This window comes from Pseudomonas sp. BIOMIG1BAC (assembly GCF_001705995.2).
GTDB lineage: Bacteria > Pseudomonadota > Gammaproteobacteria > Pseudomonadales > Pseudomonadaceae > Aquipseudomonas > Aquipseudomonas sessilinigenes.
This window is the reverse complement of record NZ_CP049045.1, coordinates 6561917-6583474: the sequence shown is the minus strand read 5'-3', so window position 1 is coordinate 6583474 and position 21558 is coordinate 6561917. Positions and strand designations below refer to the sequence as shown.

Annotated in this window: 21 protein-coding genes, 1 tRNA gene and 1 pseudogene; 14 read left to right on the top strand and 9 right to left on the bottom strand. The window is 56.8% G+C overall.

The genetic code is table 11. The features are described from left to right. Positions 1 to 157: 157 nt before the first annotated feature. The 8 genes from ATY02_RS30615 (at position 158) to ATY02_RS30580 (ending at position 7006) form a co-directional block, all read left to right on the top strand. A complete protein-coding gene (locus ATY02_RS30615; RefSeq protein WP_010466230.1) occupies positions 158 to 1138 on the top strand; it encodes an IS5-like element IS1384 family transposase in 981 nt (326 codons plus the stop codon). A 228-nt stretch (positions 1139 to 1366) separates the two neighbouring features. Next, positions 1367 to 1651: a hypothetical protein gene (locus tag ATY02_RS30610; protein WP_068576066.1), complete on the top strand. Its 285-nt coding sequence runs from the start codon at positions 1367 to 1369 to the stop codon at positions 1649 to 1651. Between the two features lie 17 nt (positions 1652 to 1668). Continuing rightward, positions 1669 to 2022 carry a cupin domain-containing protein gene (locus ATY02_RS30605; protein WP_083235861.1) on the top strand — a complete coding sequence of 118 codons (354 nt, stop codon included), beginning with the start codon at positions 1669 to 1671 and terminating at the stop codon, positions 2020 to 2022. Next, positions 2019 to 3146: an NAD(P)/FAD-dependent oxidoreductase gene (locus ATY02_RS30600; RefSeq protein ID WP_228022235.1), complete on the top strand. Its 1128-nt coding sequence runs from the start codon at positions 2019 to 2021 to the stop codon at positions 3144 to 3146. The genes ATY02_RS30605 and ATY02_RS30600 overlap by 4 nt, the downstream gene beginning before the upstream one ends. Continuing rightward, positions 3146 to 4051, top strand: a complete 906-nt coding sequence (locus ATY02_RS30595; RefSeq protein WP_083235856.1) for a class I tRNA ligase family protein — start codon at positions 3146 to 3148, stop codon at positions 4049 to 4051. The genes ATY02_RS30600 and ATY02_RS30595 overlap by 1 nt, the downstream gene beginning before the upstream one ends. Positions 4052 to 4064: 13 nt before the next feature. After that, the gene (locus ATY02_RS30590) at positions 4065 to 5102 is read left to right on the top strand and encodes an IS630-like element ISPa47 family transposase (RefSeq protein ID WP_011911785.1); all 1038 of its coding nucleotides are present in this window, start codon (positions 4065 to 4067) and stop codon (positions 5100 to 5102) included. A 4-nt stretch (positions 5103 to 5106) separates the two neighbouring features. Beyond that, positions 5107 to 5883: a class I tRNA ligase family protein gene (locus ATY02_RS30585; protein WP_228022234.1), complete on the top strand. Its 777-nt coding sequence runs from the start codon at positions 5107 to 5109 to the stop codon at positions 5881 to 5883. Next, positions 5876 to 7006: an NAD(P)/FAD-dependent oxidoreductase gene (locus ATY02_RS30580; RefSeq protein ID WP_068578879.1), complete on the top strand. Its 1131-nt coding sequence runs from the start codon at positions 5876 to 5878 to the stop codon at positions 7004 to 7006. Before ATY02_RS30585 ends, ATY02_RS30580 begins: the two co-directional genes overlap by 8 nt. 65 nt (positions 7007 to 7071) lie before the next feature. Here ATY02_RS30580 and ychF (ATY02_RS30575) read toward each other — a convergent pair. Then, positions 7072 to 7989 (bottom strand): annotated as a pseudogene (ychF, locus tag ATY02_RS30575) (redox-regulated ATPase YchF); the annotation flags it as partial. Positions 7990 to 8201: 212 nt separating this feature from the next. On the opposite strand from ychF (ATY02_RS30575), the gene ATY02_RS30570 reads away from it, so the two are divergent. After that, on the top strand, positions 8202 to 9350 hold the full coding sequence (locus ATY02_RS30570; RefSeq protein WP_068578884.1) for a radical SAM protein: 1149 nt from the start codon (positions 8202 to 8204) through the stop codon (positions 9348 to 9350). 300 nt (positions 9351 to 9650) lie between these two features. On the opposite strand, the gene ychF (ATY02_RS30565) is transcribed toward ATY02_RS30570, so the two are convergent. From ychF (ATY02_RS30565) to ATY02_RS30530, 8 genes are all read right to left on the bottom strand, one after another. Continuing rightward, positions 9651 to 10751, bottom strand: a complete 1101-nt coding sequence (gene ychF / locus ATY02_RS30565; RefSeq protein WP_124347422.1) for a redox-regulated ATPase YchF — start codon at positions 10749 to 10751, stop codon at positions 9651 to 9653. Between the two features lie 22 nt (positions 10752 to 10773). Further along, positions 10774 to 11358 carry an aminoacyl-tRNA hydrolase gene (gene pth / locus ATY02_RS30560; RefSeq protein ID WP_068578691.1) on the bottom strand — a complete coding sequence of 195 codons (585 nt, stop codon included), beginning with the start codon at positions 11356 to 11358 and terminating at the stop codon, positions 10774 to 10776. A 169-nt stretch (positions 11359 to 11527) separates the two neighbouring features. Next, on the bottom strand, positions 11528 to 12127 hold the full coding sequence (locus ATY02_RS30555) for a 50S ribosomal protein L25/general stress protein Ctc (protein ID WP_068578694.1): 600 nt from the start codon (positions 12125 to 12127) through the stop codon (positions 11528 to 11530). A 139-nt stretch (positions 12128 to 12266) separates the two neighbouring features. Further along, complete coding sequence (locus tag ATY02_RS30550; RefSeq protein WP_003171603.1) at positions 12267 to 13208, bottom strand: ribose-phosphate pyrophosphokinase; 942 nt, start codon at positions 13206 to 13208, stop codon at positions 12267 to 12269. A 48-nt stretch (positions 13209 to 13256) separates the two neighbouring features. Further along, a tRNA-Gln gene (locus ATY02_RS30545) sits at positions 13257 to 13331 on the bottom strand. Positions 13332 to 13367: 36 nt separating this feature from the next. Next, complete coding sequence (gene ispE, locus ATY02_RS30540) at positions 13368 to 14219, bottom strand: 4-(cytidine 5'-diphospho)-2-C-methyl-D-erythritol kinase (RefSeq protein WP_068578696.1); 852 nt, start codon at positions 14217 to 14219, stop codon at positions 13368 to 13370. Between the two features lies 1 nt (position 14220). Then, positions 14221 to 14838 (bottom strand): lipoprotein insertase outer membrane protein LolB, encoded by a 618-nt coding sequence (lolB, locus tag ATY02_RS30535; protein WP_068578698.1) that lies wholly within the window; start codon positions 14836 to 14838, stop codon positions 14221 to 14223. Between the two features lie 4 nt (positions 14839 to 14842). Then, positions 14843 to 16567, bottom strand: a complete 1725-nt coding sequence (locus ATY02_RS30530) for a tetratricopeptide repeat protein (protein ID WP_068578700.1) — start codon at positions 16565 to 16567, stop codon at positions 14843 to 14845. Positions 16568 to 16750: 183 nt separating this feature from the next. On the opposite strand from ATY02_RS30530, the gene hemA reads away from it, so the two are divergent. Genes hemA through murI form a run of 5 tightly spaced genes read left to right on the top strand, consistent with a single transcriptional unit; the run spans position 16751 to position 21471 of the window. Then, positions 16751 to 18025: a glutamyl-tRNA reductase gene (hemA, locus tag ATY02_RS30525; RefSeq protein WP_068578702.1), complete on the top strand. Its 1275-nt coding sequence runs from the start codon at positions 16751 to 16753 to the stop codon at positions 18023 to 18025. Beyond that, positions 18025 to 19107: a peptide chain release factor 1 gene (gene prfA / locus ATY02_RS30520; RefSeq protein WP_068578703.1), complete on the top strand. Its 1083-nt coding sequence runs from the start codon at positions 18025 to 18027 to the stop codon at positions 19105 to 19107. Before hemA ends, prfA begins: the two co-directional genes overlap by 1 nt. Beyond that, a complete protein-coding gene (gene prmC, locus ATY02_RS30515) occupies positions 19108 to 19938 on the top strand; it encodes a peptide chain release factor N(5)-glutamine methyltransferase (RefSeq protein ID WP_068578705.1) in 831 nt (276 codons plus the stop codon). Then, positions 19932 to 20687, top strand: a complete 756-nt coding sequence (locus ATY02_RS30510; protein WP_068578713.1) for a molybdopterin-synthase adenylyltransferase MoeB — start codon at positions 19932 to 19934, stop codon at positions 20685 to 20687. Before prmC ends, ATY02_RS30510 begins: the two co-directional genes overlap by 7 nt. Beyond that, positions 20680 to 21471, top strand: a complete 792-nt coding sequence (gene murI, locus ATY02_RS30505; protein ID WP_068578707.1) for a glutamate racemase — start codon at positions 20680 to 20682, stop codon at positions 21469 to 21471. The genes ATY02_RS30510 and murI overlap by 8 nt, the downstream gene beginning before the upstream one ends. Positions 21472 to 21558 lie beyond the last annotated feature (87 nt).

Sequence of the window (21558 nt, the reverse complement as noted above, 5' to 3'; positions counted from 1 at the left end):
TCGAATTGATTGTTTTTTGATCATTTGGCGAGTTTAAAAGTTGCGCTAGGTGGTATGCCGGGGAAATACATGGCTACTTCAGACCATCCTTAGGGAAACTCTGAAAAAGACTTTCTGATTTGGCAAAATACCGCGACCCCACCCACCGAGTTTCCCGATGAAGCAGATGACCTTCGCCGACGCCGAGTACGCTGGCAAGCGCAAGCAAACCCGCAAGGAGTTGTTCCTGATCGAGATGGATCGGGTGGTGCCGTGGAAGGGCTTGATTGCTTTGATCGAGCCACATTATCCGAAAGGTGAAGGTGGCCGTCCGGCCTACCCGTTGATGGCGATGCTGCGTGTGCATCTGCTGCAGAACTGGTTCGGCTACAGCGATCCAGCGATGGAGGAAGCGCTGTACGAAACCACGATCCTGCGCCAGTTTGCCGGGCTGAACCTGGAGCGCATCCCCGACGAAACCACCATTCTCAACTTCCGCCGCTTGCTGGAGAAACACGAGCTGGCGGCCGGCATCCTCGCTGTCATCAATGGCTATCTGGGCGACCGCGGCCTGTCGCTGCGCCAGGGCACCATCGTCGATGCAACGCTGATCAATGCGCCCAGTTCGACCAAGAACAAGGACGGCAAGCGCGACCCGGAAATGCACCAGACCAAGAAGGGAAACCAGTATTATTTTGGCATGAAGGCCCACATCGGCGCCGATGACGAATCGGGTCTGGTGCACAGCGTAGTGGGCACGGCGGCCAATGTGGCGGATGTCACCCAGGTGGACAAATTGCTGCATGGCGACGAAAACGTGGTCTGCGCCGATGCAGGCTACACCGGTGTCGAAAAGCGGCCCGAGCATGAAGGACGTGAAGTTATCTGGCAGGTGGCGGCACGCCGCAGCACCTACAAAAAACTCGATAAGCGCAGCGTGCTGTACAAAGCCAAGCGCAAGATTGAAAAGGCCAAGGCTCAGGTGCGCGCCAAGGTCGAGCATCCGTTCCGGGTAATCAAGCGCCAGTTCGGTTACACCAAGGTGCGCTTTCGCGGCTTGGCCAAAAACACGGCGCAACTGGTGACACTGTTCGCTCTGTCGAACCTGTGGATGGCGCGCCGACATTTACTGACGAATGCAGGAGAGGTGCGCCTGTAATGCGGGAAATGGCCACCGGAGTGGGGTCCGGGTGGCGAAAACGTAAGAAATACTCGTCGAATTGATTGTTTTTTGATCATTTGGCGAGTTTAAAAGTTGCGCTAGGTGGTATGCCGGGGAAATACATGGCTACTTCAGACCATCCTTAGTGCGGACATTACTGTACTATGTACAGGCTATTCCTATCGGATGCCAGAATGCCTGAGCAACCTTGAGTCACGTATCGCTATGCGCGATGGCGAGTATATATTCAATGATGATTATTCTATTGAGTGGGACGGCCCGCAGGGCTCTTCCATTTATGTACAGAATGCCGCTCGCTCACAGAAGGGAATTGCCGATCCGAACTTGGGGCTTATTCCGTGGCGTTGCGCAAAGATAATCAACAGTATTTGTGGAGAGGAACTATACGACCTTGTTGAGCCAGAGGGCTTTGTCCAATGGGGAACTATGGAAGTACTCGATGAGGTCACTGATGTACGTTTTGATCGCCTAGCTGCCTTGGCCAATTAATCCTCAGGAGTTCGGTGATGGATTCAATAGTGCTCCAACCTAAAAGAAATGCGCCCGTAATTCTCGAAACAGAGGAAAAAATAGAGCTGCAAGGTGTGCATCTGTTTTTGCATACCTACCCTGGTAAGGCGGCTGATGCACCGATGCTCTCGTCACGTTTCACCATCGATCCGGGTTGTGGTACTGAGCCAGATGAACATGCAGTTAGTGAACTCTGGTTTATTTCTGAAGGTGACTTAGATGTTTTCTATGATGGTAGATGGCATACGGTAAGAAACGGTCAGACTTTATATTTCCCGCCTTGGCAACCGCACTGTGCACGTAATAATGGGGCTCATCAGGTTCAAGTGTTCTCGGTATGGTGGGCATGAGCATGACAAGTAACTTTGACTTGGTGATTGTTGGTGGCGGTATTATCGGTGCATGGGCCCTGCATCACGCAGTAGAGCGTTACCCCCATTGGAAAATTCTACTCATTGATCGCTATCGGATTGGCGATGGGGCAACTTCGCACTCGGCAGGTGTGCTGTTGGCAACTGGCAGGTCGAACCGTGAGCGCCGTCTTGCTGGTCAAAGCGCCAAGTTATACAAAGCGCTTAGAGATCAGTTCTCGATTCGAACTACTCAAGCGCCGGTGTATTGGCTTGCCGATAAAAGGCTTTCGACAGAAATCTTGCGTGCGGCGGTCGATTTTGATGTACAGCCTGCCGAGATTTCGGAGTCAGTGCTGGGCGCCCGCATGGGGTCGCGTCTTAATGTCGGTGGAGCTGAATGTCTTTTGAGAGGAGGTAGCGCAGAGAGTTATGAGCCTCCTTTAGTCGCCCGACTGCTGATAAGCAATTGCCTGAAGTCGGCTAATATCAATTGTATCGAAGGACTAGGCATAACCGGCATCAGAAGGAGTCCTCGCGGAACACAGCTATCACTGTCTGATGGTGCAAGTATCAATTCCCAGAGGGTTTTAGTGGCAACAGGCCCTTGGATCAGTGAACCACCGTTTGAGGCTATTGCTACTGTCAACGACCTGCGGGTTAAAAAAGTAGTCGCATTACATATTGAGGGCGTTCCTGCTCCTGATGCTCCGGCTTTGTTTATGCCTCAATCAGATGCTTATTTGATGCCGCTCCCTGCACGAAATCAATGGTTATTTAGTTTTCGATGTGATGAGTGGGATGTGCGTCCCCGTAAACATGAGTTGGAAATCAGTGGTCACGATCTAAAAGTAGCCAAATCTATACTGACGCAATACTTACCTGATCTTGATCCATTGTGCCGCGGTGGTCGGGTGTTCTGTGACAGCTACAGTCCAAGTGGAGAGTCCCTAGTTACCGTGGATCGTTCACTAAATGTGGTATTTGCAGGTTCCGGTAGTGGAGCCGGGTTTCGTCTAGCTCCGGGAATTGCCAGCGAAGCACTTGAGTTGATCGTCTCCGAATACCCTGACCGGATGGTTACAGTCGACCCCAAAATGACCTGCCTTGAGGAACTGAAGTAATGGCCTCGATGACAGCTAAAAAGTTCTTCCTGATGCCTATTCCTCCGACGCCTAACGGTCGGCTTCATTTGGGGCACATTGCCGGGCCTTATCTAAGGATGGATATGCAGGCCCGATATTTGCGCTCCCAGGGCCATAGTGTTGATGTGGTATCGGCAGTAGATGGCTTTGACTCTTATGTCCTATGGAAGGCTGTACAAGAACAGCGTTCTCCGAAGGAGGTGGTTTACGACTACCACAAACAGATAGCTTGCGATCTGAAAGCTTTGGATATTCAGGTTGATGACTTCCTAGATCTTGTCCAGGGGCCATATGCGGAGCGCCATGTCAGGAATGCTCAGGGGGCTGTGGAACGGCTGGTGGCATTAGGTGTCACCGAGACAGTTACTGAGCGCGTACTTTATTGTCCAGCTACTAATCGTTACATAGCTGGTGCTTGGCTTTTGGGTCAATGCCCATATTGCGAGGCCTCAGCTGGCGGTTATTTCTGTGAGGCGTGCGGAGCTCTATTTCGCCCTGAGACCATGCTTAACCCGAGGGCTCGCCTGGGCGATAGCCCCTTGCGCTGGGTTGAGGTAGAGACCCTGTTTCTCAAGGTGACTGACCATAAGAAGCTTCTGCAACGAATGTGTGCAGCGGGCGCGCCGTCTTCGATTGTCGAGGTCATTTCGCGTTTTCTGGAGCGAGAGGGTGGTTTAATTCGCCTAACTGCGCCGGGGGACTGGGGAGTTACCTGGGCTCCTGATCGATTCGGAAATCCAAGAGTCTTGTTTGAGTCTGGTTGGGAATACTCATTGACTTGCGCTGATCGCTCAGTGGAGAAGAATTCCGGCTTTCAGCATCCAATGCTGCGTGATAGTGATACTACGACCTTATTAACCTGGCAAATAAATAGGGCATATTAGATAATCTGTCTCCATGAAAATAGATGCCCGTAAACTCAGCCCCCAAGAACAACGTGAAAAGCGCTCCACGGCCCTACGCATGCGTGAGCAGGGTTACACCTACAAGGCTATTGGCGAAGCGGTTGGTGTTCACCCCCGCACTATTGCTCACTGGGCGCAGGTCGCAGAACATAAAGGCGAAAAGGCTGCCATTGCCGGCGGCCAGCGTGGTGTGCGCCAGGGTGATCGCCGCAGTTTGAGCTCCAGCCAGGAAGTGCTGATTCGCACCTTGATGACCGATAAGATGCCCGACCAACTCAAGCTCGGCTTTGCGCTCTGGACGCGTGATGCGGTGCGAGAACTGATCCGCCAGCGCTGTGGTTTTCTCATGCCGGTTCGAACGGTTGGTGAATACCTCAAGCGTTGGGGCTACACCCCGCAGCGCCCACTGCATCGGGCTTATCAGCAGAAACCTGAAGTGGTTCAGCACTGGCTGGATAATGAATATCCACGCATCGCACAGCGGGCCAGGGCTGAGAATGGTGAGATTCAGTGGGGCGACGAAACCGGTATGCGCAGTGACAGCCATGCTGGCCGCAGCTACGCCCCTATTGGCGAAACGCCGGTGCGCCTGGTCAGCGGCAGTCGTTTTTCCACCAACATGATTTCCACCGTGACCAATCGGGGCAAACTGCGCTTCATGCTGTATCGGGAAACGCTGACAGCCCCAGTGCTGATTCGCTTCCTGAGTCGCCTGATTCGCGATGCTCAGGGCCGCAAGGTGTTCCTGATTCTCGACAACCTGCGCGTACACCACAGCAAAAAGGTGAGCGCCTGGGTTGGCGACCGCAAAGAGCAAATCGAACTGTTCTTCTTGCCGGCCTACGCCCCGGAGTTGAACCCTGACGAGTATTTGAATTGTGATTTGAAACATCAGGTTCGCACGGGCTTGCCGGCGCGTAATCAGGACGAACTGGAAAGGCGTGTTCGCTCGGTCATGAGACGATTGCAATTACGCCCTCAAAGAATCCGTTCTTATTTCCGGCATCCACGTATCGCCTACGCAGCATGATTTGGTGTATTTGATTGCCGGGTTAATAGTTAGTTTTGGCATCGATAATGCTGTGCTTTTGCTTGCTGGCAGCGTTGCGGTGATGGACGCCTTGCAGGATTACCAGTCATTTGACTATGCGCTCACCAACTATTTTTACAATCTGCAGGGGGAAAAGTTTTCTACCAGTAGATTACACGTGGTTTGGGCTGGCGATATCGTTGATAAAACTCCGACTAATAGCGACGCTGTACGTTATTTCTTAAGTCGTGAAAGCCCTGAGATAGCAGAAACAAATTTCGACATAGATGAGTTTGTCGAGGTTGTTAATGCCGACCTGGCTGGCGCGCTTGATTGCAGGCTCGACGATGCTTGCCAGTCTCTGCTGAGTATTGATGGGGCTACGTTGTTAATTACCCAGGATCTGCGTAAAACTCTCCAAGAAGCCGTTATCCAATTTGATCTGGCGTTCCGCTTGGATACCGTTTCGGTACGTCGCGCTTGGGAAGTATTACGGCATTGGATGAGCTGCGCAGATTTGGATATTACTCGCCCAGATCATGCTTATGTCTGGCTCAAGGGGCTAGCCTACTTGGCTGCCCCACTGATGCCACAGTTGGCCGGGTATCTCTGGCGACGTGTGGGACACAGTGGTTTTCCAACCATTCAGATGCTTTACCTAACTTCGCAGCCAGGGCAGGTGGAGATGCCACGCAAGCGTTTCGCATCATTATCGGTGGAGTTGCTGCGCCCATGCTTACCCCGCACTGTGGTGTTCGAGGGAGAGTTGAGCGATGCATGATCATGCCGACGTTATCGTGATAGGTGGAGGTACCACCGGAGCAAGTGTGGCGTGGCATTTAGTTCGAACTGGGTTATCAGTTCGTTTATTGGAAAAAGGTGCTATTGCTTCAGGGTCTTCTGGTGCTTCGCCTGGAATAGTGCGCCAGTACTACGCTGACCCGGCACTGAGTCACCTGGCGGCACAAGGTGTACAAGCGTACCGCGATTGGTCTCAACACTATCCAGGGGAGTGCGGATATCGTCAAACTGGCTTTCTGACGGGGATTACTCAGCATCAAGAGCGATCCACGAAGGACAATATCTCTTTATTGCGAGAACAGGGTGGGGCGATTCAATGGCTTTCCCCAGCTGAAGCGCAGTTATTGGTCCCGGATCTATGTACAGAAGGGCTGGCCGGGTTGGTGTATGAGCCTGAGTCTGGATATTGTGATCCGCGTCTTACAGCTCAAAGTTTTGCTCTGGGAGCTCAGAAGCTTGGTGCGGTGATTGAGAACAAGCGGGCAGCACGACAGATTGTTTGCAAGGGCGGCCGAGTGCAGGGGGTGCAGACCGATAGTGGATTTATTGCTTGTGAGTATGTGGTGAATGCCGCAGGCCCCTGGGCATCTGCTCTTGCAGGAGGGTGTGCTGCCCCTCTGCCAATTGTTGCGACTCGTCAATGCGTGGGGATTGTTGCTGTAAAACCTGTTGATGATCTGCCGCCAATGCCGGGGTATAGCGATCGTGATTCTGGCTTTTACCTTCGACCGGACGATGAGGACCGATATTTCATCGGTTCGTTGCTGAGAGAGGACAGTGAGCTTATTAATCCTGATGCCTTTGATCGCAGTATGAGCGATCAAAGCGTGCGGCATTATCGTGATCGGGCTGTCATGCGATTGCGCCGTCTAGAGGGTGCTCGTCCCGTAGGGAGTCGCGTGTCATTTTTTGATGATACTCCCGATGGTAATCCGATCGTAGGAGCAGATCCCCGGATATCAGGGATGTTGGTAGCAGCTGGCCTCTGTGGGCATGGTTTCAAGTTTGCGCCGATTTTTGGCCAGGCCATTGCTCTATGGATGGAACGCAAGACGTTGTTGGAGGGAATGGCGCCATTTTCTATGGAGCGTTTTCTTCGGTAGGCGATGTTCGCCCATTGTGTGGTCATGAACTGGAGCACAATGGGCGAATATCAATCGCTGCTGGCTTAAACGTTGAAGCGGAAGTGCATCACGTCACCGTTCTTGACGAGGTACTCCTTGCCTTCCAGGCGCCATTTACCGGCTTCCTTGGCACCGCCTTCACCCTTGAACTGGATGAAGTCGTCATAGGCCACCACTTCGGCGCGGATAAAGCCCTTTTCGAAGTCGGTGTGGATCACGCCCGCCGCTTGCGGTGCAGTGGCGCCGACGCGAACGGTCCAGGCCCGCACTTCCTGCACGCCGGCCGTGAAGTAGGTCTGCAGGTTCAGCAGTTCGTAGCCTGCGCGGATTACGCGATTCAGGCCAGGCTCTTCCAGGCCCAGGGCCTCGAGGAACATGTCCTTTTCTTCGCCTTCTTCCAGTTCGGCGATCTCGGCTTCGATCTTGTTGCAGACCGGCACTACGACCGCGCCTTCTTCCTCGGCGATGGCCTTGACCACGTCCAGGTGCGGGTTGTTCTCGAAGCCATCCTCGGCCACGTTGGCGATGTACATCACCGGCTTGCTAGTGAGCAGGTGGAAGCCACGAATCACGGCCTTTTCGTCGTCAGCCATGTTTTTCATCAGGCTGCGAGCCGGCTTGCCTTCGGTGAAGTGCGGGATCAGCTTCTCGAGGATGGCTTTCTGCGCCAGGGCGTCCTTGTCGCCACCCTTGGCGTTGCGTGCAACTTTCTGCAGTTGCTTCTCGCAGCTGTCGAGGTCAGCGAAGATCAGTTCCAGGTCGATGATCTCGATGTCGCGCTTGGGGTCGACGCTGTTGGAAACGTGGATCACGTTCTCGTCTTCGAAGCAGCGCACCACGTGGGCGATGGCATCGGTCTCGCGGATGTTGGCGAGGAATTTGTTGCCCAGGCCTTCACCTTTGGATGCACCGGCTACCAGGCCGGCGATGTCGACGAACTCCAAGCTGCGAAGAACAATGCGAACAAGCCTGCAAAGCACCTGGAAGCCGAGGGGGTTCATGGAGCTGGATCGATGCCACCTGGCATAATTGGCAAGCGCAGATATCAAGGCTGTTCGGACCTGTTCTCGTCGCAAATAAATAACATGACCTTAGAGAGTGGTTTGTATCTAATACAAACCAAACCACTATAAGAAAAATACAAACCGTATTAGCATAGTGAAGGACTATCACAATGCACATGTTCATAGATATTGTTGGGGCCTGTAATTTAAGTTGCCCTTCATGCCCCATGGGAAACTCCGAGAACAATAACTTCAAAAAATCCATGCCCATGGAGATGTTTAATGAAATAGTTAAAAAGGCCAAGTCAGAGGGTGTCAGTTCAATTCACCTCTACAACTGGACCGAGCCCTTGGTTCACCCGCGCATTGGTGAGTTCATTGAAATAATAAACTCAGCAGGGATAAGCAGTGGGATTAGCACCAATTTAAATATTTCAAAGAATATGGAGCAGGCATTAAAAGCCGAACCTTCATTTTTTCGCATTTCATTATCTGGTTTTTACCAAGAAACTTACGAGCTTGGGCATGTTGGTGGCAACATTGAAGTTGTCAAGGAAAACATGCTGAAGCTGCATGAAATCAAAAAGCAGTACAATCTTAATACGCTAATCGAAGTCTACTATCATCGCTATCTAGACAACCTGGAAGAAGAAGCGTTGATGCGTGAGTTCAGTGAGCGCCTGGGTTTCACATTCAGTACGGGTTATTCGGTGATGATGCCACTGGAGAAAACCCTCGCGATCATTGAACGCGACTCATCTGTCACCGATGCAGATCGTGAAACCCTTAAAAGACTGGCATTACCGCCATACGATGATCTAGTTAACCTGGTTAAACACTATCCCAAGCATGCGTGCTCTCTAAAAGACAACATGCTGGTGCTGGACTGCAATGGAAATACCGTCCTATGCTGCTCAGTATTTAACCAGTCCGAGTACTCCGTTGGTAAGTACCTGGAGCTTCCTCTGGAGCAGTTGAGCGGTCTTAAGTCCACTCAAGCCAACTGTGCAGACATGTGCAACCGTTGCACAAAAAATGGTCTGCACTCTTACGCTACCGGGGCCAACCAAGGACCGATGGAGCGGCATGCCATCAATCGAATCATCAACTTCCAGCGCCTTAATGTTCTAGGTCTTCCGATTGATAGTGAGGAACTTGGGCGACAGGAAAACGAGGTTAGTGCAGAGAATTTCAATGAGCTCCAGTACCTGCAATGTAACCATGATGTGAATGCCGCAATCGCCAAAGGAGTTTTCTCTAGCGGCTATCAGCACTACATCCTTTACGGTCGATTTGAGAATAGGACTGGGGCAAGCTGATTCTTGGTAAAAAGTATCTGTTCTCTCGAGGCCCTAAGGCACGACTGATGCAGTCGTGCCTTAGGGCTTTTTTGATCGACATTATTTTTAAAGGAGGCGTGGAGGCGTTTTATAGTTGCAGGAGGTGGGTAGTAAAAATGCTCAAGCGCTGTATCTTTACCTTGAAAAATACCCGATGCACAAAAGGGCCGATAAACATTAACTGGATGGGGCCCGCAGAATGAAAAAACCCCTTGGGGAATATCTCCTCAAGGGGTTTGTTTGGCATCTATCAGGATCCTTGAGGATCCATCTTCATGCTTAAACGTTGAAGCGGAAGTGCATCACGTCACCGTCCTTGACGATGTACTCCTTGCCTTCCAGGCGCCATTTACCGGCTTCCTTGGCACCGCCTTCACCCTTGAACTGGATGAAGTCGTCATAGGCCACCACTTCGGCGCGGATAAAGCCCTTTTCGAAGTCGGTGTGGATCACGCCCGCCGCTTGCGGTGCAGTGGCGCCGACGCGAACGGTCCAGGCCCGCACTTCCTGCACGCCGGCCGTGAAGTAGGTCTGCAGGTTCAGCAGTTCGTAGCCTGCGCGGATTACGCGATTCAGGCCAGGCTCTTCCAGGCCCAGGGCCTCGAGGAACATGTCCTTTTCTTCGCCTTCTTCCAGTTCGGCGATCTCGGCTTCGATCTTGTTGCAGACCGGCACTACGACCGCGCCTTCTTCCTCGGCGATGGCCTTGACCACGTCCAGGTGCGGGTTGTTCTCGAAGCCATCCTCGGCCACGTTGGCGATGTACATCACCGGCTTGCTAGTGAGCAGGTGGAAGCCACGAATCACGGCCTTTTCGTCGTCAGCCATGTTTTTCATCAGGCTGCGAGCCGGCTTGCCTTCGGTGAAGTGCGGGATCAGCTTCTCGAGGATGGCTTTCTGCGCCAGGGCGTCCTTGTCGCCACCCTTGGCGTTGCGTGCAACTTTCTGCAGTTGCTTCTCGCAGCTGTCGAGGTCAGCGAAGATCAGTTCCAGGTCGATGATCTCGATGTCGCGCTTGGGGTCGACGCTGTTGGAAACGTGGATCACGTTCTCGTCTTCGAAGCAGCGCACCACGTGGGCGATGGCATCGGTCTCGCGGATGTTGGCGAGGAATTTGTTGCCCAGGCCTTCACCCTTGGATGCACCGGCTACCAGGCCGGCGATGTCGACGAACTCCATGGTGGTCGGCAGTACGCGGTTCGGCTTGACGATCTCGGCCAGGGCGTCGAGGCGCTGGTCGGGCATCGGCACGATGCCACTGTTGGGCTCGATGGTGCAGAAGGGGAAGTTCTCTGCCGCGATACCGGACTTGGTCAGGGCGTTGAACAGGGTGGACTTGCCGACGTTGGGCAGGCCGACGATGCCGCAATTGAATCCCATGGTGTTTCCCCTCGGATAAGAGTCAGGCCTTCTGGCTGTGCAGGTTTTTCATCGCACGGTTCCATTCACCGGCGAAGATATCCGGCAGCACGCCGAGGGCAAAATCGATGCTGGCGTCGAGCTTTTCCTGTTCGGCACGTGGCGCACGACCCAGGACAAAGTTCGAAACCATGCTGGCGACGCCCGGGTGGCCGATGCCGAGCCGCAGGCGGTGAAAGGTATTCTGGTTGCCGAGCTGCGCGATGATGTCTCGCAGTCCGTTGTGCCCGCCGTGTCCGCCGCCGGTCTTGAGTTTGGCGACGCCGGGAGGCAAGTCTAGCTCGTCGTGGGCCACCAGGATTTCTTCGGGCTTGATGCGGAAGAAACCTGCAAGCGCCGCCACGGCCTGGCCGCTACGGTTCATGTAGGTGGTGGGAATCAACAGACGAATGTCCTGACCCTGATGACTGAAGCGTCCGGTCAGGCCGAAATATTTGCGATCGGCCACAAGGCTCACACCTTGTTTGTCGGCGATGCGCTCAACAAAAAGGGCCCCTGCGTTATGCCGGGTCTGTTCGTATTCGGCGCCTGGATTACCCAGGCCAACGATCAGTTTGATGGCAGTCACGATAGGGGCCCTTCTCTGGAGTGGTGGATAACATCGCCGCGCAGCTTGGCAGCGGCGAAAGTGGACGACAACAGCTCATTTACCATGATGCGTAAACTTCGCGTTCTCGCCCGCTTTCTCGCTACGTCACTGTCCGCGATGTTTCCGCTACTCCGGCGTCAGAGTGAAATTACTCTGCAGCGCCTTCAGCAGCTTCTGGAGCAACACGTGGAGCGTGGACGTTGGCTACTGCCAGGTCGTTGCCGTGTGCCAGGGCCACGAACTCAACGCCTTTAGGGGCCTTGATGTTGGACAGGTGAACGATGGTGCCGATTTCAGCGTCAGCCAGGTCGACTTCGATGAACTCAGGCAGATCTTTCGGCAGGCAGGAAACTTCGATTTCCGACACTACGTGGGAGATCTCGCCGCCTTTCTTAACAGGTGCAGCTTCGTTGATGAAGTGCACTGGAACGATGGCGGTCAGTTTCTGGCCAGCAACTACGCGAACGAAGTCGGCGTGCATTACGTGGCCTTTGGCTGGGTGACGTTGCAGGGCCTTGATCACGACGTTCTGCTTGGTGCCACCGACGTTCAGTTCGATGATGTGGCTGTAGGCAGCTTCGTTTTCCAGCAGTTTGGCAATTTCCTTGGCCAGCATGCTGATGGATTCAGGGGCTTTGTCGCCACCGTAAACAACAGCTGGAACCAGGCTGGCGAGACGACGCAGGCGGCGGCTCGCACCTTTCCCCAGGTCGGAACGCACTTCAGCATTCAGGGTAAAATCGTTCATTTTGTATCTCCAAAATAACCTCGTTCGCCTTGGCGTTTGCGACCAGCGCCAAGGGCGATACGGGCAAAAAAGCCCCGTCCCAACCAAGGTTGGGACGGGGCGCTTTTCGTCATCGAGATGTTCTGCCTGGGATTAACCCTTAGCGGAACATCGCGCTGATCGATTCTTCATTGCTGATGCGGCGAACCGCCTCGGCAACTACCGGTGCGATATCCAGTTGGCGGATACGTGCACAGGCTTGTGCTGCTGCGGACAGCGGAATGGTGTTGGTCACCACCAGCTCGTCCAGCACGGAATTTTCGATGTTCTCGATGGCCCGGCCCGACAGCACAGGGTGTGTGCAGTAGGCGAAGACCTTGGCTGCGCCATGCTCTTTCAAGGCCTTGGCCGCGTGGCACAGGGTGCCGGCGGTATCGACCATGTCGTCGACCAGAATGCAGGTGCGTCCTTCGACGTCGCCGATGATATGCATCACTTCGGAGTGATTGGCTTTCTCACGACGCTTGTCGATGATCCCGAGATCCACACCCAGGGACTTGGCCACGGCACGTGCACGCACGACGCCGCCGATGTCCGGGGAGACGATCATCAGGTTTTCGAAACGCTGGTCTTCGATGTCATCCACCAGGACAGGGGAGCCGTAGATGTTATCTACCGGAATATCGAAGAAACCCTGAATCTGGTCAGCATGCAGGTCAACCGTGAGAACACGGTCGATGCCGACTACGGTGAGCATGTCAGCCACGACTTTCGCGCTGATAGCCACACGTGCGGAACGCGGACGGCGATCCTGACGGGCATAACCAAAATAAGGAATAACAGCAGTGATACGAGTAGCCGAGGAACGACGGAAGGCATCAGCCATCACGACGAGTTCCATCAGGTTATCGTTGGTCGGAGCGCAAGTCGGCTGGATAATGAAGACGTCTTTACCGCGGACATTTTCATTGATCTCGGCAGTAATTTCGCCGTCGGAAAATTTTCCAACAGAGATGTCACCGAGAGGGATATGCAGCTGACGTACGACACGCCGAGCCAGATCGGGGTTGGCGTTCCCCGTAAAGACCATCATCTTGGACACGCGCAGTACCTGAAGGCTGAGGGTATACCTGGATGAGTATAAGGAAAATGGCAGGGGCGGCTGGATTCGAACCAACGCATGGCAGGATCAAAACCTGCTGCCTTACCGCTTGGCGACGCCCCTGTATCTGTTGCTTCGAGTGCCTGGCACTCGTTTCCGTTAGAGCAGCGTTTGAAGCTTGCGATGCAACATCGAAACGTTGCTTCCTTTTGCTACAAACCCTGTAAGGGTCTCTGTAAGAAGGGCCGAGACTTTATCAGCTTCAGCTTTGCTTGGGAAGCCCCCAAACACACAACTTCCAGTTCCAGTCAGTTTTGCTTCGGTAAATTTACCTAGCAAATTCAACGCGTTACGTACTTCTGGATAACGCCTTGCGACTACCGGAAGGCAGTCGTTTCTGCTGTTTCCCTTGGGAACGGGGCGCACTTTAATGGGCGCGGTGTCACGTGTCAACTGCGGATCGGAAAAAATTTCTGCTGTACTTACAGAGACTTGCGGGACCAGTACCAGATACCAGGGTTCTTCTGGGTATTCGGGGCTGAGTCTTTCCCCTACGCCTTCGGCAAATGCCGCGTGCCCACGAACGAAAACCGGTACGTCGGCGCCCAGGGTCAAGCCCAGTGCTGCCAGGCGATCTTCGTCCCAGCCCAGTTGCCAGAGATGGTTGAGGCCCAGCAGGGTGGTGGCAGCATTGGAGCTTCCGCCACCGATGCCGCCGCCCATGGGCAGGATCTTGTCGATCCAGATATCGATTCCCAGGGAGCAGCCGGACTGTTCCTGAAGTTTTTTTGCGGCCTTGACGATCAGGTTGCTGTCGTGGGGCACGCCTTCGAACTCGGTATGCAGGCGGATCAGGCCATCATCGCGCACGGCGAAGGTGATCTCGTCGCCGTAGTCGAGGAATTGGAACAGGGTCTGCAACTCGTGATAGCCGTCATCGCGACGTCCCAGGATATGCAGCATCAGGTTGAGCTTGGCCGGGGAGGGCAGGGTCAGCGTTTGCGCGGTCATGTCATTGCCCCAGCTTGCGTGGTTGCCATTCCTTGATCACCAGGGTGACATCAAGGTCGTTGCCATGCAGCTTGATGCGCTCGGGCAGCCAGTAGCCGTTCTGCTGTGAATAGCTGCTGTACTCCACTTGCCAGCCATCCTGCTCCAGGCTTGCCAGGTGGCTGTCGCCATCCAGGGTCAGGCGGCTCTTGCTGTTCGGGGCGGGTAGCCCACGAACCCACCAGCCCAAGTGGGATACCGGCAGTTTCCAGCCCAACTGTTCTTCCAGCAACGACTCTGGGCTGCTGGCTTCATAGCGGCCCTGGTTGGCCACTTCCAGGCTGACCTGGCCCGGGCGGCCAGTAAGGCGGGCGGCGCCGCGGCCCAGTGGGCCGGACAGGCGGATGTCGTAGTAGTCCTGGCGTTGTAGCCAGAACAGCGTACCGCTGCCGGAGTCCTTGGGTGCGCGAATGCCGATCTTGCCGTTGATCTGCCAGCCGTCGAGGCTGCTCAGTTGGTCCTTGTGCTGGCGCCATTGCGCCGGGTTGCCCTGGCCCTGGACTGCCTCGCGGGCACCGAAGCCGGCACAACCGGCCAGTAGGGCGATGAAGCTGAAAACGATGAAATGGCGCAAAAGCATGGTCTTAAAGAGTCTCTGATCCGGTCAGGCGTTTGATGGTTTCGCGCAGCACGGGGCTGTCGGGCTGTTCCTTGATGAACTTGCCCCAGGTCTGCCGGGCCTCGCGCTGCTTGCCGTTGTGCCACAGCACTTCACCCAGGTGCGCGGCGACTTCCGGGTCGGGGAAGCGCTCCAGCGCCTGGCGCAACAGGCGCTCGGCTTCGTCCAGGTTGCCCATGCGAAAGTTCACCCAGCCCAGGCTATCGAGTACCGCCGGATCATCCGGCGTCAGCTGGTGGGCTTGTTCGATCAGGGCCTTGGCCTCGGCATAGCGGGTTGTCCGGTCGGACAAGGTGTAGCCCAAGGCGTTCAATGCCATGGCGTTGTCTGGTTCACGCTGGATGATCAGGCGCAGGTCCTTTTCCAACTGGGCCAGGTCATTGCGTTTTTCCGCTTGCATGGCTCGGGTATAGAGCAGGTTGACGTCATCGGGATACTGCTGCAGGGCCTGTTGGATCATCTTCCAGGCGCTGTCCCCGCGGTTGTTGGCCGACAGCGTCTCGACTTCGATCAGGTACAGCTGGATGGCGTAGTCAGGTTGCGTGTCCCGGGCGGCTGCCAGGCGCTTCTGCGCTTCGTCGGTGCGGCCATTGTTCATCAGAATGTCGGCTTGACGCAGTTGTGCTGGCAGGTAGTCGTTACCCGGGCCGACCTGGCCGTACTCGATCAACGCTCCTTGCGGGTCATTGCGCTCTTCGGCGATGCGCCCCAGGTTCAGGTGTGCAGAATCCTCGTGGCTTTCCCGGGCGATCAGGTCTTCAAGGTAACCCTTGGCCTCATCCCAGGCCTTGGCTTCCAGGCATACCAGGGCCAGGGAGTAACGCAGTTCGTCATCTTCCGGGTACTGCTGGACCAGGCTCGAGAACTGGGTCTTGGCATCCTCCATGCGGTCCTGTTCCACCAGCATGCGGGCGTAGGTCAGGCGCAGGCGCTTGTCATCCGGGTACTTGCGAATGCTCTTTTCCAGCAGGGGCAGGGCTTCCTTGCTGCGGTTCAAGCCTTGCAGCAGGCGCGCGCGCAGCAGCAACGGCGCGATCTCGCCGTCTTCTGGCGGATTCTGCTCCAGGAGGGCCAGGGCCTCCTTGTCGTCGCCATTCTGTTGCATCAGCAAGGCCTTGCCGAAAATCAGCTGGCTGTTGTGCGGGTGTTTCTGTAGCAGGCGGTCGAACCCCTTCATCAGGCCGTCGCGGGTTTCCTGATCGGTATCGGCGGCCGACAGGGCCAGGAAGTCGAAGTGGGTGTCGCCTTTGCCTTGCAGGACTTTCTCCATATAGAGCATGGAGTCGTCGTAACGCCCGGCGCGGGCCAGCTGGATAGCGGCCGCGCGTTGTGCCTCGAGGTCGTCGGGGGCGTTCTTGGCCCAGATCAGCGAGGTATCCAGGGCTGCCTGGTCGGCTCCCAGGTATTCGGCAATGCGAAATGCCCGTTCAGAGATGCCCGGGTCCTGGGTGTTGATGGCCTGGGTCACGTAGTTGTCCAGGGCAATGTCGAAGCGATTGCGCTGGCCTGCCAGTTCAGCGCTCAACAGGCTGAAGATGGTGTCTTCACTGAACGAGGAGTAAACCTTGGGCTTTTCAGGGGCTGGAGTGCTGTCTTCCACCGGCGATGTAGCATCCGATGAGACGGGGCCCAGGGCATGGCACCCACTGAGGAAGACAAGGGCGAGGAGCAACGCGGAAGATCTATTCATATAGGAAGAGGGCGACTAACCTGCGGTCGGATCATCATGACACAAGCCTTCGGCCAAACATAACCGAGACTCAACGGGATGCCAGAACAGAGGCAGTCTATTAGGACAATAGCCGGCGGTAGTTGTTCTGAGTCTGTCGAAGTAGGACAATTGCCGGCTTCTCGACATCATCAGCGACCTTGAATGGCCTTCCTTGCACTTGGTATTAACCACAAGACTGCTTCCGTAGACGTCCGCGAGCGCGTGGCCTTTACTCCTGAGCAGTTGGTTGAGGCCTTGCAGCAGCTCTGCCGACTCACCGACAGCCGCGAAGCTGCGATCCTCTCCACCTGCAACCGCAGCGAGTTGTATATAGAACAGGATCATCTTTCGGCGGATGTCGTGTTGCGCTGGCTGGCGGAATATCACCAGCTGAGCCTAGACGAACTACGCGCCAGTGCTTATGTGCATGAGGATGATGCGGCAGTTCGTCACATGATGCGCGTGGCTTCGGGCCTGGACTCACTGGTGCTGGGCGAGCCGCAGATTCTCGGCCAGATGAAGTCGGCCTATGCCGTGGCCCGCGAGGCCGGGACTGTCGGACCGTTGTTGGGCCGCTTGTTCCAGGCGACCTTCAGCGCCGCCAAGCAGGTGCGTACCGACACGGCCATCGGCGAGAACCCGGTGTCCGTGGCCTTTGCCGCCGTCAGCCTGGCCAAGCAGATCTTCAGCGACCTGCAGCGCAGCCAGGCCCTGCTGATCGGTGCCGGCGAGACCATCACGCTGGTGGCTCGTCACTTGCACGAGCTGGGCGTCAAGCGAATCGTGGTAGCCAACCGGACCCTTGAACGCGCCAGCCAATTGGCGGAACAGTTCGGCGCCCACGCGGTGCTGCTCTCGGACATTCCCCAGGAACTGGTGCACAGCGATATCGTCATCAGTTCCACCGCCAGCCAATTGCCGATTCTTGGCAAGGGCGCGGTGGAAAGCGCCTTGAAGCTGCGCAAGCACAAGCCCATCTTCATGGTGGACATCGCCGTTCCTCGTGACATCGAGCCAGAAGTCGGCGAGTTGGACGACGTTTACCTCTATACCGTCGATGATCTCCACGAAGTCGTCGCCGAAAACCTCAAGAGCCGCCAGGGTGCGGCACTGGCTGCCGAAGAGCTGGTGAACATCGGCGCCGAGGATTTCATGGTGCGCCTGCGCGAGCTGGCGGCGGTGGACGTGCTCAAGGCCTATCGTCAACAGAGCGAGCGCCTGCGCGACGAAGAGCTGCAAAAGGCCCTGCGCATGCTGAACAATGGCAGCAGCGCCGAGGACGTGTTGGCCCAGCTAGCCCGCGGCCTGACCAATAAATTGCTGCACGCGCCGAGCGTGCAGTTGAAAAAGCTATCTGCCGAAGGCCGCCTCGATGCGCTGGCCATGGCCCAAGAACTGTTTGCCCTCGGTGAGGGCTCTTCGGATAAAACCCCGTAATGAAAGCGTCACTGCTCAGTAAGCTGGATATTCTCCAGGACCGTTTCGAGGAACTGACCGCCCTGCTTGGCGATGCCGAGGTCATTTCCGATCAGGCCAAGTTCCGTGCCTACTCCAAGGAGTATGCGGAGGTCGAGCCGATCGTGGCCGCCTACAAACAGGTGCTCAAGGTCCAGGCCGACCTGGAGGGCGCCCAGGCGCTGCTCAAGGACAACGATCCGGACCTGCGGGAGATGGCCGTCGAGGAAGTTCGCGAGGCCAAGGACCAACTGGTCGAACTGGAGAGCAACCTGCAACGCATGTTGCTGCCCAAGGACCCCAACGATGGGCGCAACGTGTTCCTGGAAATTCGCGCCGGTACCGGTGGCGACGAAGCCGCGATCTTTTCCGGCGACTTGTTCCGCATGTATTCGCGTTATGCCGAGCGGCGTGGCTGGCGCCTGGAGATTCTCTCGGAAAACGAAGGCGAGCATGGCGGCTACAAGGAAATCATCGCTCGGGTCGAGGGTGAGAATGTCTACGGCAAGCTGAAATTCGAGTCTGGAGCGCATCGCGTGCAGCGAGTGCCCGCCACCGAATCCCAGGGCCGCATCCATACCTCCGCCTGCACCGTGGCCGTGCTGCCGGAGCCGGATGAACAGGAAGCCATCGAAATCAATCCGGCCGACCTGCGCATCGATACCTATCGGTCCTCCGGTGCGGGTGGCCAGCACGTCAACAAGACCGACTCGGCCATCCGTATTACCCACATTCCATCGGGGATCGTGGTGGAGTGCCAGGAAGAGCGCTCCCAGCACAAGAACCGCGCGCGCGCCCTGGCCTGGCTGTCGGCCAAGCTCAACGACCAGCAGGCCAGTGCTGCGGCCAGTGCCATTGCCAGCGAGCGCAAGCTGCTGGTGGGTTCGGGCGACCGCTCCGAGCGTATCCGTACCTACAACTTCCCACAGGGCCGTGTTACCGACCACCGGGTCAACCTGACCCTGTACTCCCTGGATGAAATCATCGCCGGGGGGGTGGAGGCGGTGATCGAGCCGTTGCTGGCCGAGTACCAGGCCGATCAACTCGCGGCGTTGGGTGAGTAAATGACCATCATCGCCAGCTTGCTGCGCGCCGCGCAATTGCCGGATTCACCCACGTCGCGACTGGATGCCGAACTGCTCCTGGCCGCGGCCCTGGGCAAGTCCCGCAGCTTTCTTCACACCTGGCCCGAGCGCATCGTGCCCAGCGAAGCCGCCCTGCTGTTCGCCGAGTACCTGCAGCGGCGCCGCTCCGGTGAGCCCGTGGCCTATATTCTTGGCCAGCAGGGCTTCTGGAACCTCGACCTGGAAGTCGCGCCCCATACCCTGATCCCACGTCCTGATACCGAACTGTTGGTGGAAACCGCATTGCAACTGCTGCCGGCAAGCCCGGCCCGGGTCCTGGACCTGGGGACTGGCAGCGGTGCCATTGCCCTGGCCCTGGCCAGCGAGCGCCCGGCCTGGAAGGTCACGGCAGTGGATCGAGTGCTGGAGGCTGTAGCCCTGGCCGAACGCAATCGCCAGCGCCTGCACCTGAACAATGTGACGGTGCTCAGCAGCCACTGGTTCGACTCCATCGATGGGCAGCGTTTCGAGCTGATTGTCAGCAACCCTCCGTACATTGCCGAGGCAGACCCGCACCTGATCGCTGGCGATGTGCGTTTCGAGCCGGAGAGTGCCCTGGTGGCGGGCAAGGATGGCCTGGACGATCTGCGCCTGATCGTGGCCCAGGCTCCCGAGCACCTGGTGGCCGGCGGCTGGCTGGTGCTCGAGCATGGCTACGACCAGGCGCCGGCGGTGCGTGAGTTGCTCGGCGCCCGAGGGTTCATCGACGTTCACAGCCGGGTCGACCTGGGTGGCCATGAGCGCATCAGCCTGGGATGCCTGCCGTGCTGACCGACCAGGAGCTGTTGCGCTATAGCCGCCAGATCCTGTTGCAGCAGGTGGATATCGACGGCCAGTTGCGTCTCAAGCAAAGCCGCGTATTGATCGTCGGTCTCGGTGGCCTGGGGGCTCCAGTGGCGCTCTACCTGGCAGCGGCGGGCGTTGGCGAGTTGCATCTGGCGGATTTCGATACCGTGGACATGACCAACTTGCAGCGCCAGATCATTCACGACAGCACCACTGTCGGAGCGCTCAAGGTGGATTCGGCCATCAGCCGTCTCACGGCCCTCAACCCGGACATTCGCCTGGTACGTCACCCGTTGGCGCTGGATGAGGACACCCTGGCTGCGGCTGTGGCCGATGTTGACCTGGTACTGGACTGCTGTGACAACTTCAGCACCCGTGAAGCCGTGAATGCCGCTTGCGTGGCGGCCGGCAAGCCCCTGGTCAGTGGCGCGGCGATTCGCCTGGAAGGGCAATTGTCGGTGTTCGACCCACGACGTCCGGAGAGTCCTTGCTACCACTGCCTGTATGGGCACGGCAGTGAGGCCGAGCTGACCTGTAGCGAGGCCGGGGTCCTGGGGCCGCTGGTGGGGCTGGTGGGCAGCCTGCAAGCGCTGGAAGCCTTGAAGTTGTTGGCTGGTTTTGGCGAGCCACTGGTGGGGCGGCTGCTGCTGATCGACGCACTGGGCACACGCTTTCGCGAGCTGCGGGTCAAGCGCGATCCAGGCTGCAAGGTGTGCGGTGGCCTGCATGAGTGAGGCGCCGGTTGCGGTCTTCGATTCCGGCGTGGGTGGCCTCTCCGTCCTGGCGGAGATCCAGCGCCTGCTGCCCAATGAGTCTCTGCTGTATTTAGGCGACTGTGGGTACATCCCCTACGGCGAGAAAACCCCCGAGTTCATCCGCCAGCGTTGCACGCTGATGGCGCGCTTCTTCCGCGAGCAAGGTGCCAAGGCCCTGGTGCTGGCCTGCAATACCGCCACCGTGGCGGCGGTAGCCGAGTTGCGCCGGGATTTTCCCGACTGGCCCATCGTCGGCATGGAGCCTGCAGTCAAGCCGGCTGCGGCGGCAACCCGCAGTGGCGTGGTCGGGGTCCTGGCAACTACCGGGACTTTGCAAAGTGCCAAGTTCGCCGCCTTGCTCGATCGTTTTGCCGCCGATGTAAAAGTCGTCACCCAACCTTGCCCAGGGTTGGTGGAGATGATCGAGAATGGGGACCTGCACAGCGATGCCCTGTGCCAGTTGTTGCAGGGGTATGTCGAGCCGCTGCTGGCGGCCGGTTGCGACACCATCATCCTGGGGTGCACCCACTATCCCTTTCTCAAGCCGGTGCTGGTGCGGATGCTGGGGCAACACATCAGCCTGATCGATACCGGGGCCGCGGTAGCGCGTCAGCTCCAGCGCCTGCTGGACGAAGCGGGCCTGCGCGCGCAAGGGCCAGCCGGCGAAACCCGGTTCTGGACGAGCGGCAATGTGCCGCACTTTGCCCAAGTGCTGCCCATCCTGTGGCAAAAATCCGTTAGTGTGCATCCTTTCGATTTGTGAAAAAAACGTGAAACCCTATCGTTTGCGCTGAACTTCTGGCTCGGCGCGGACTTCTATAGCCTGTCTACAGGGTTGTATAAAAACGTT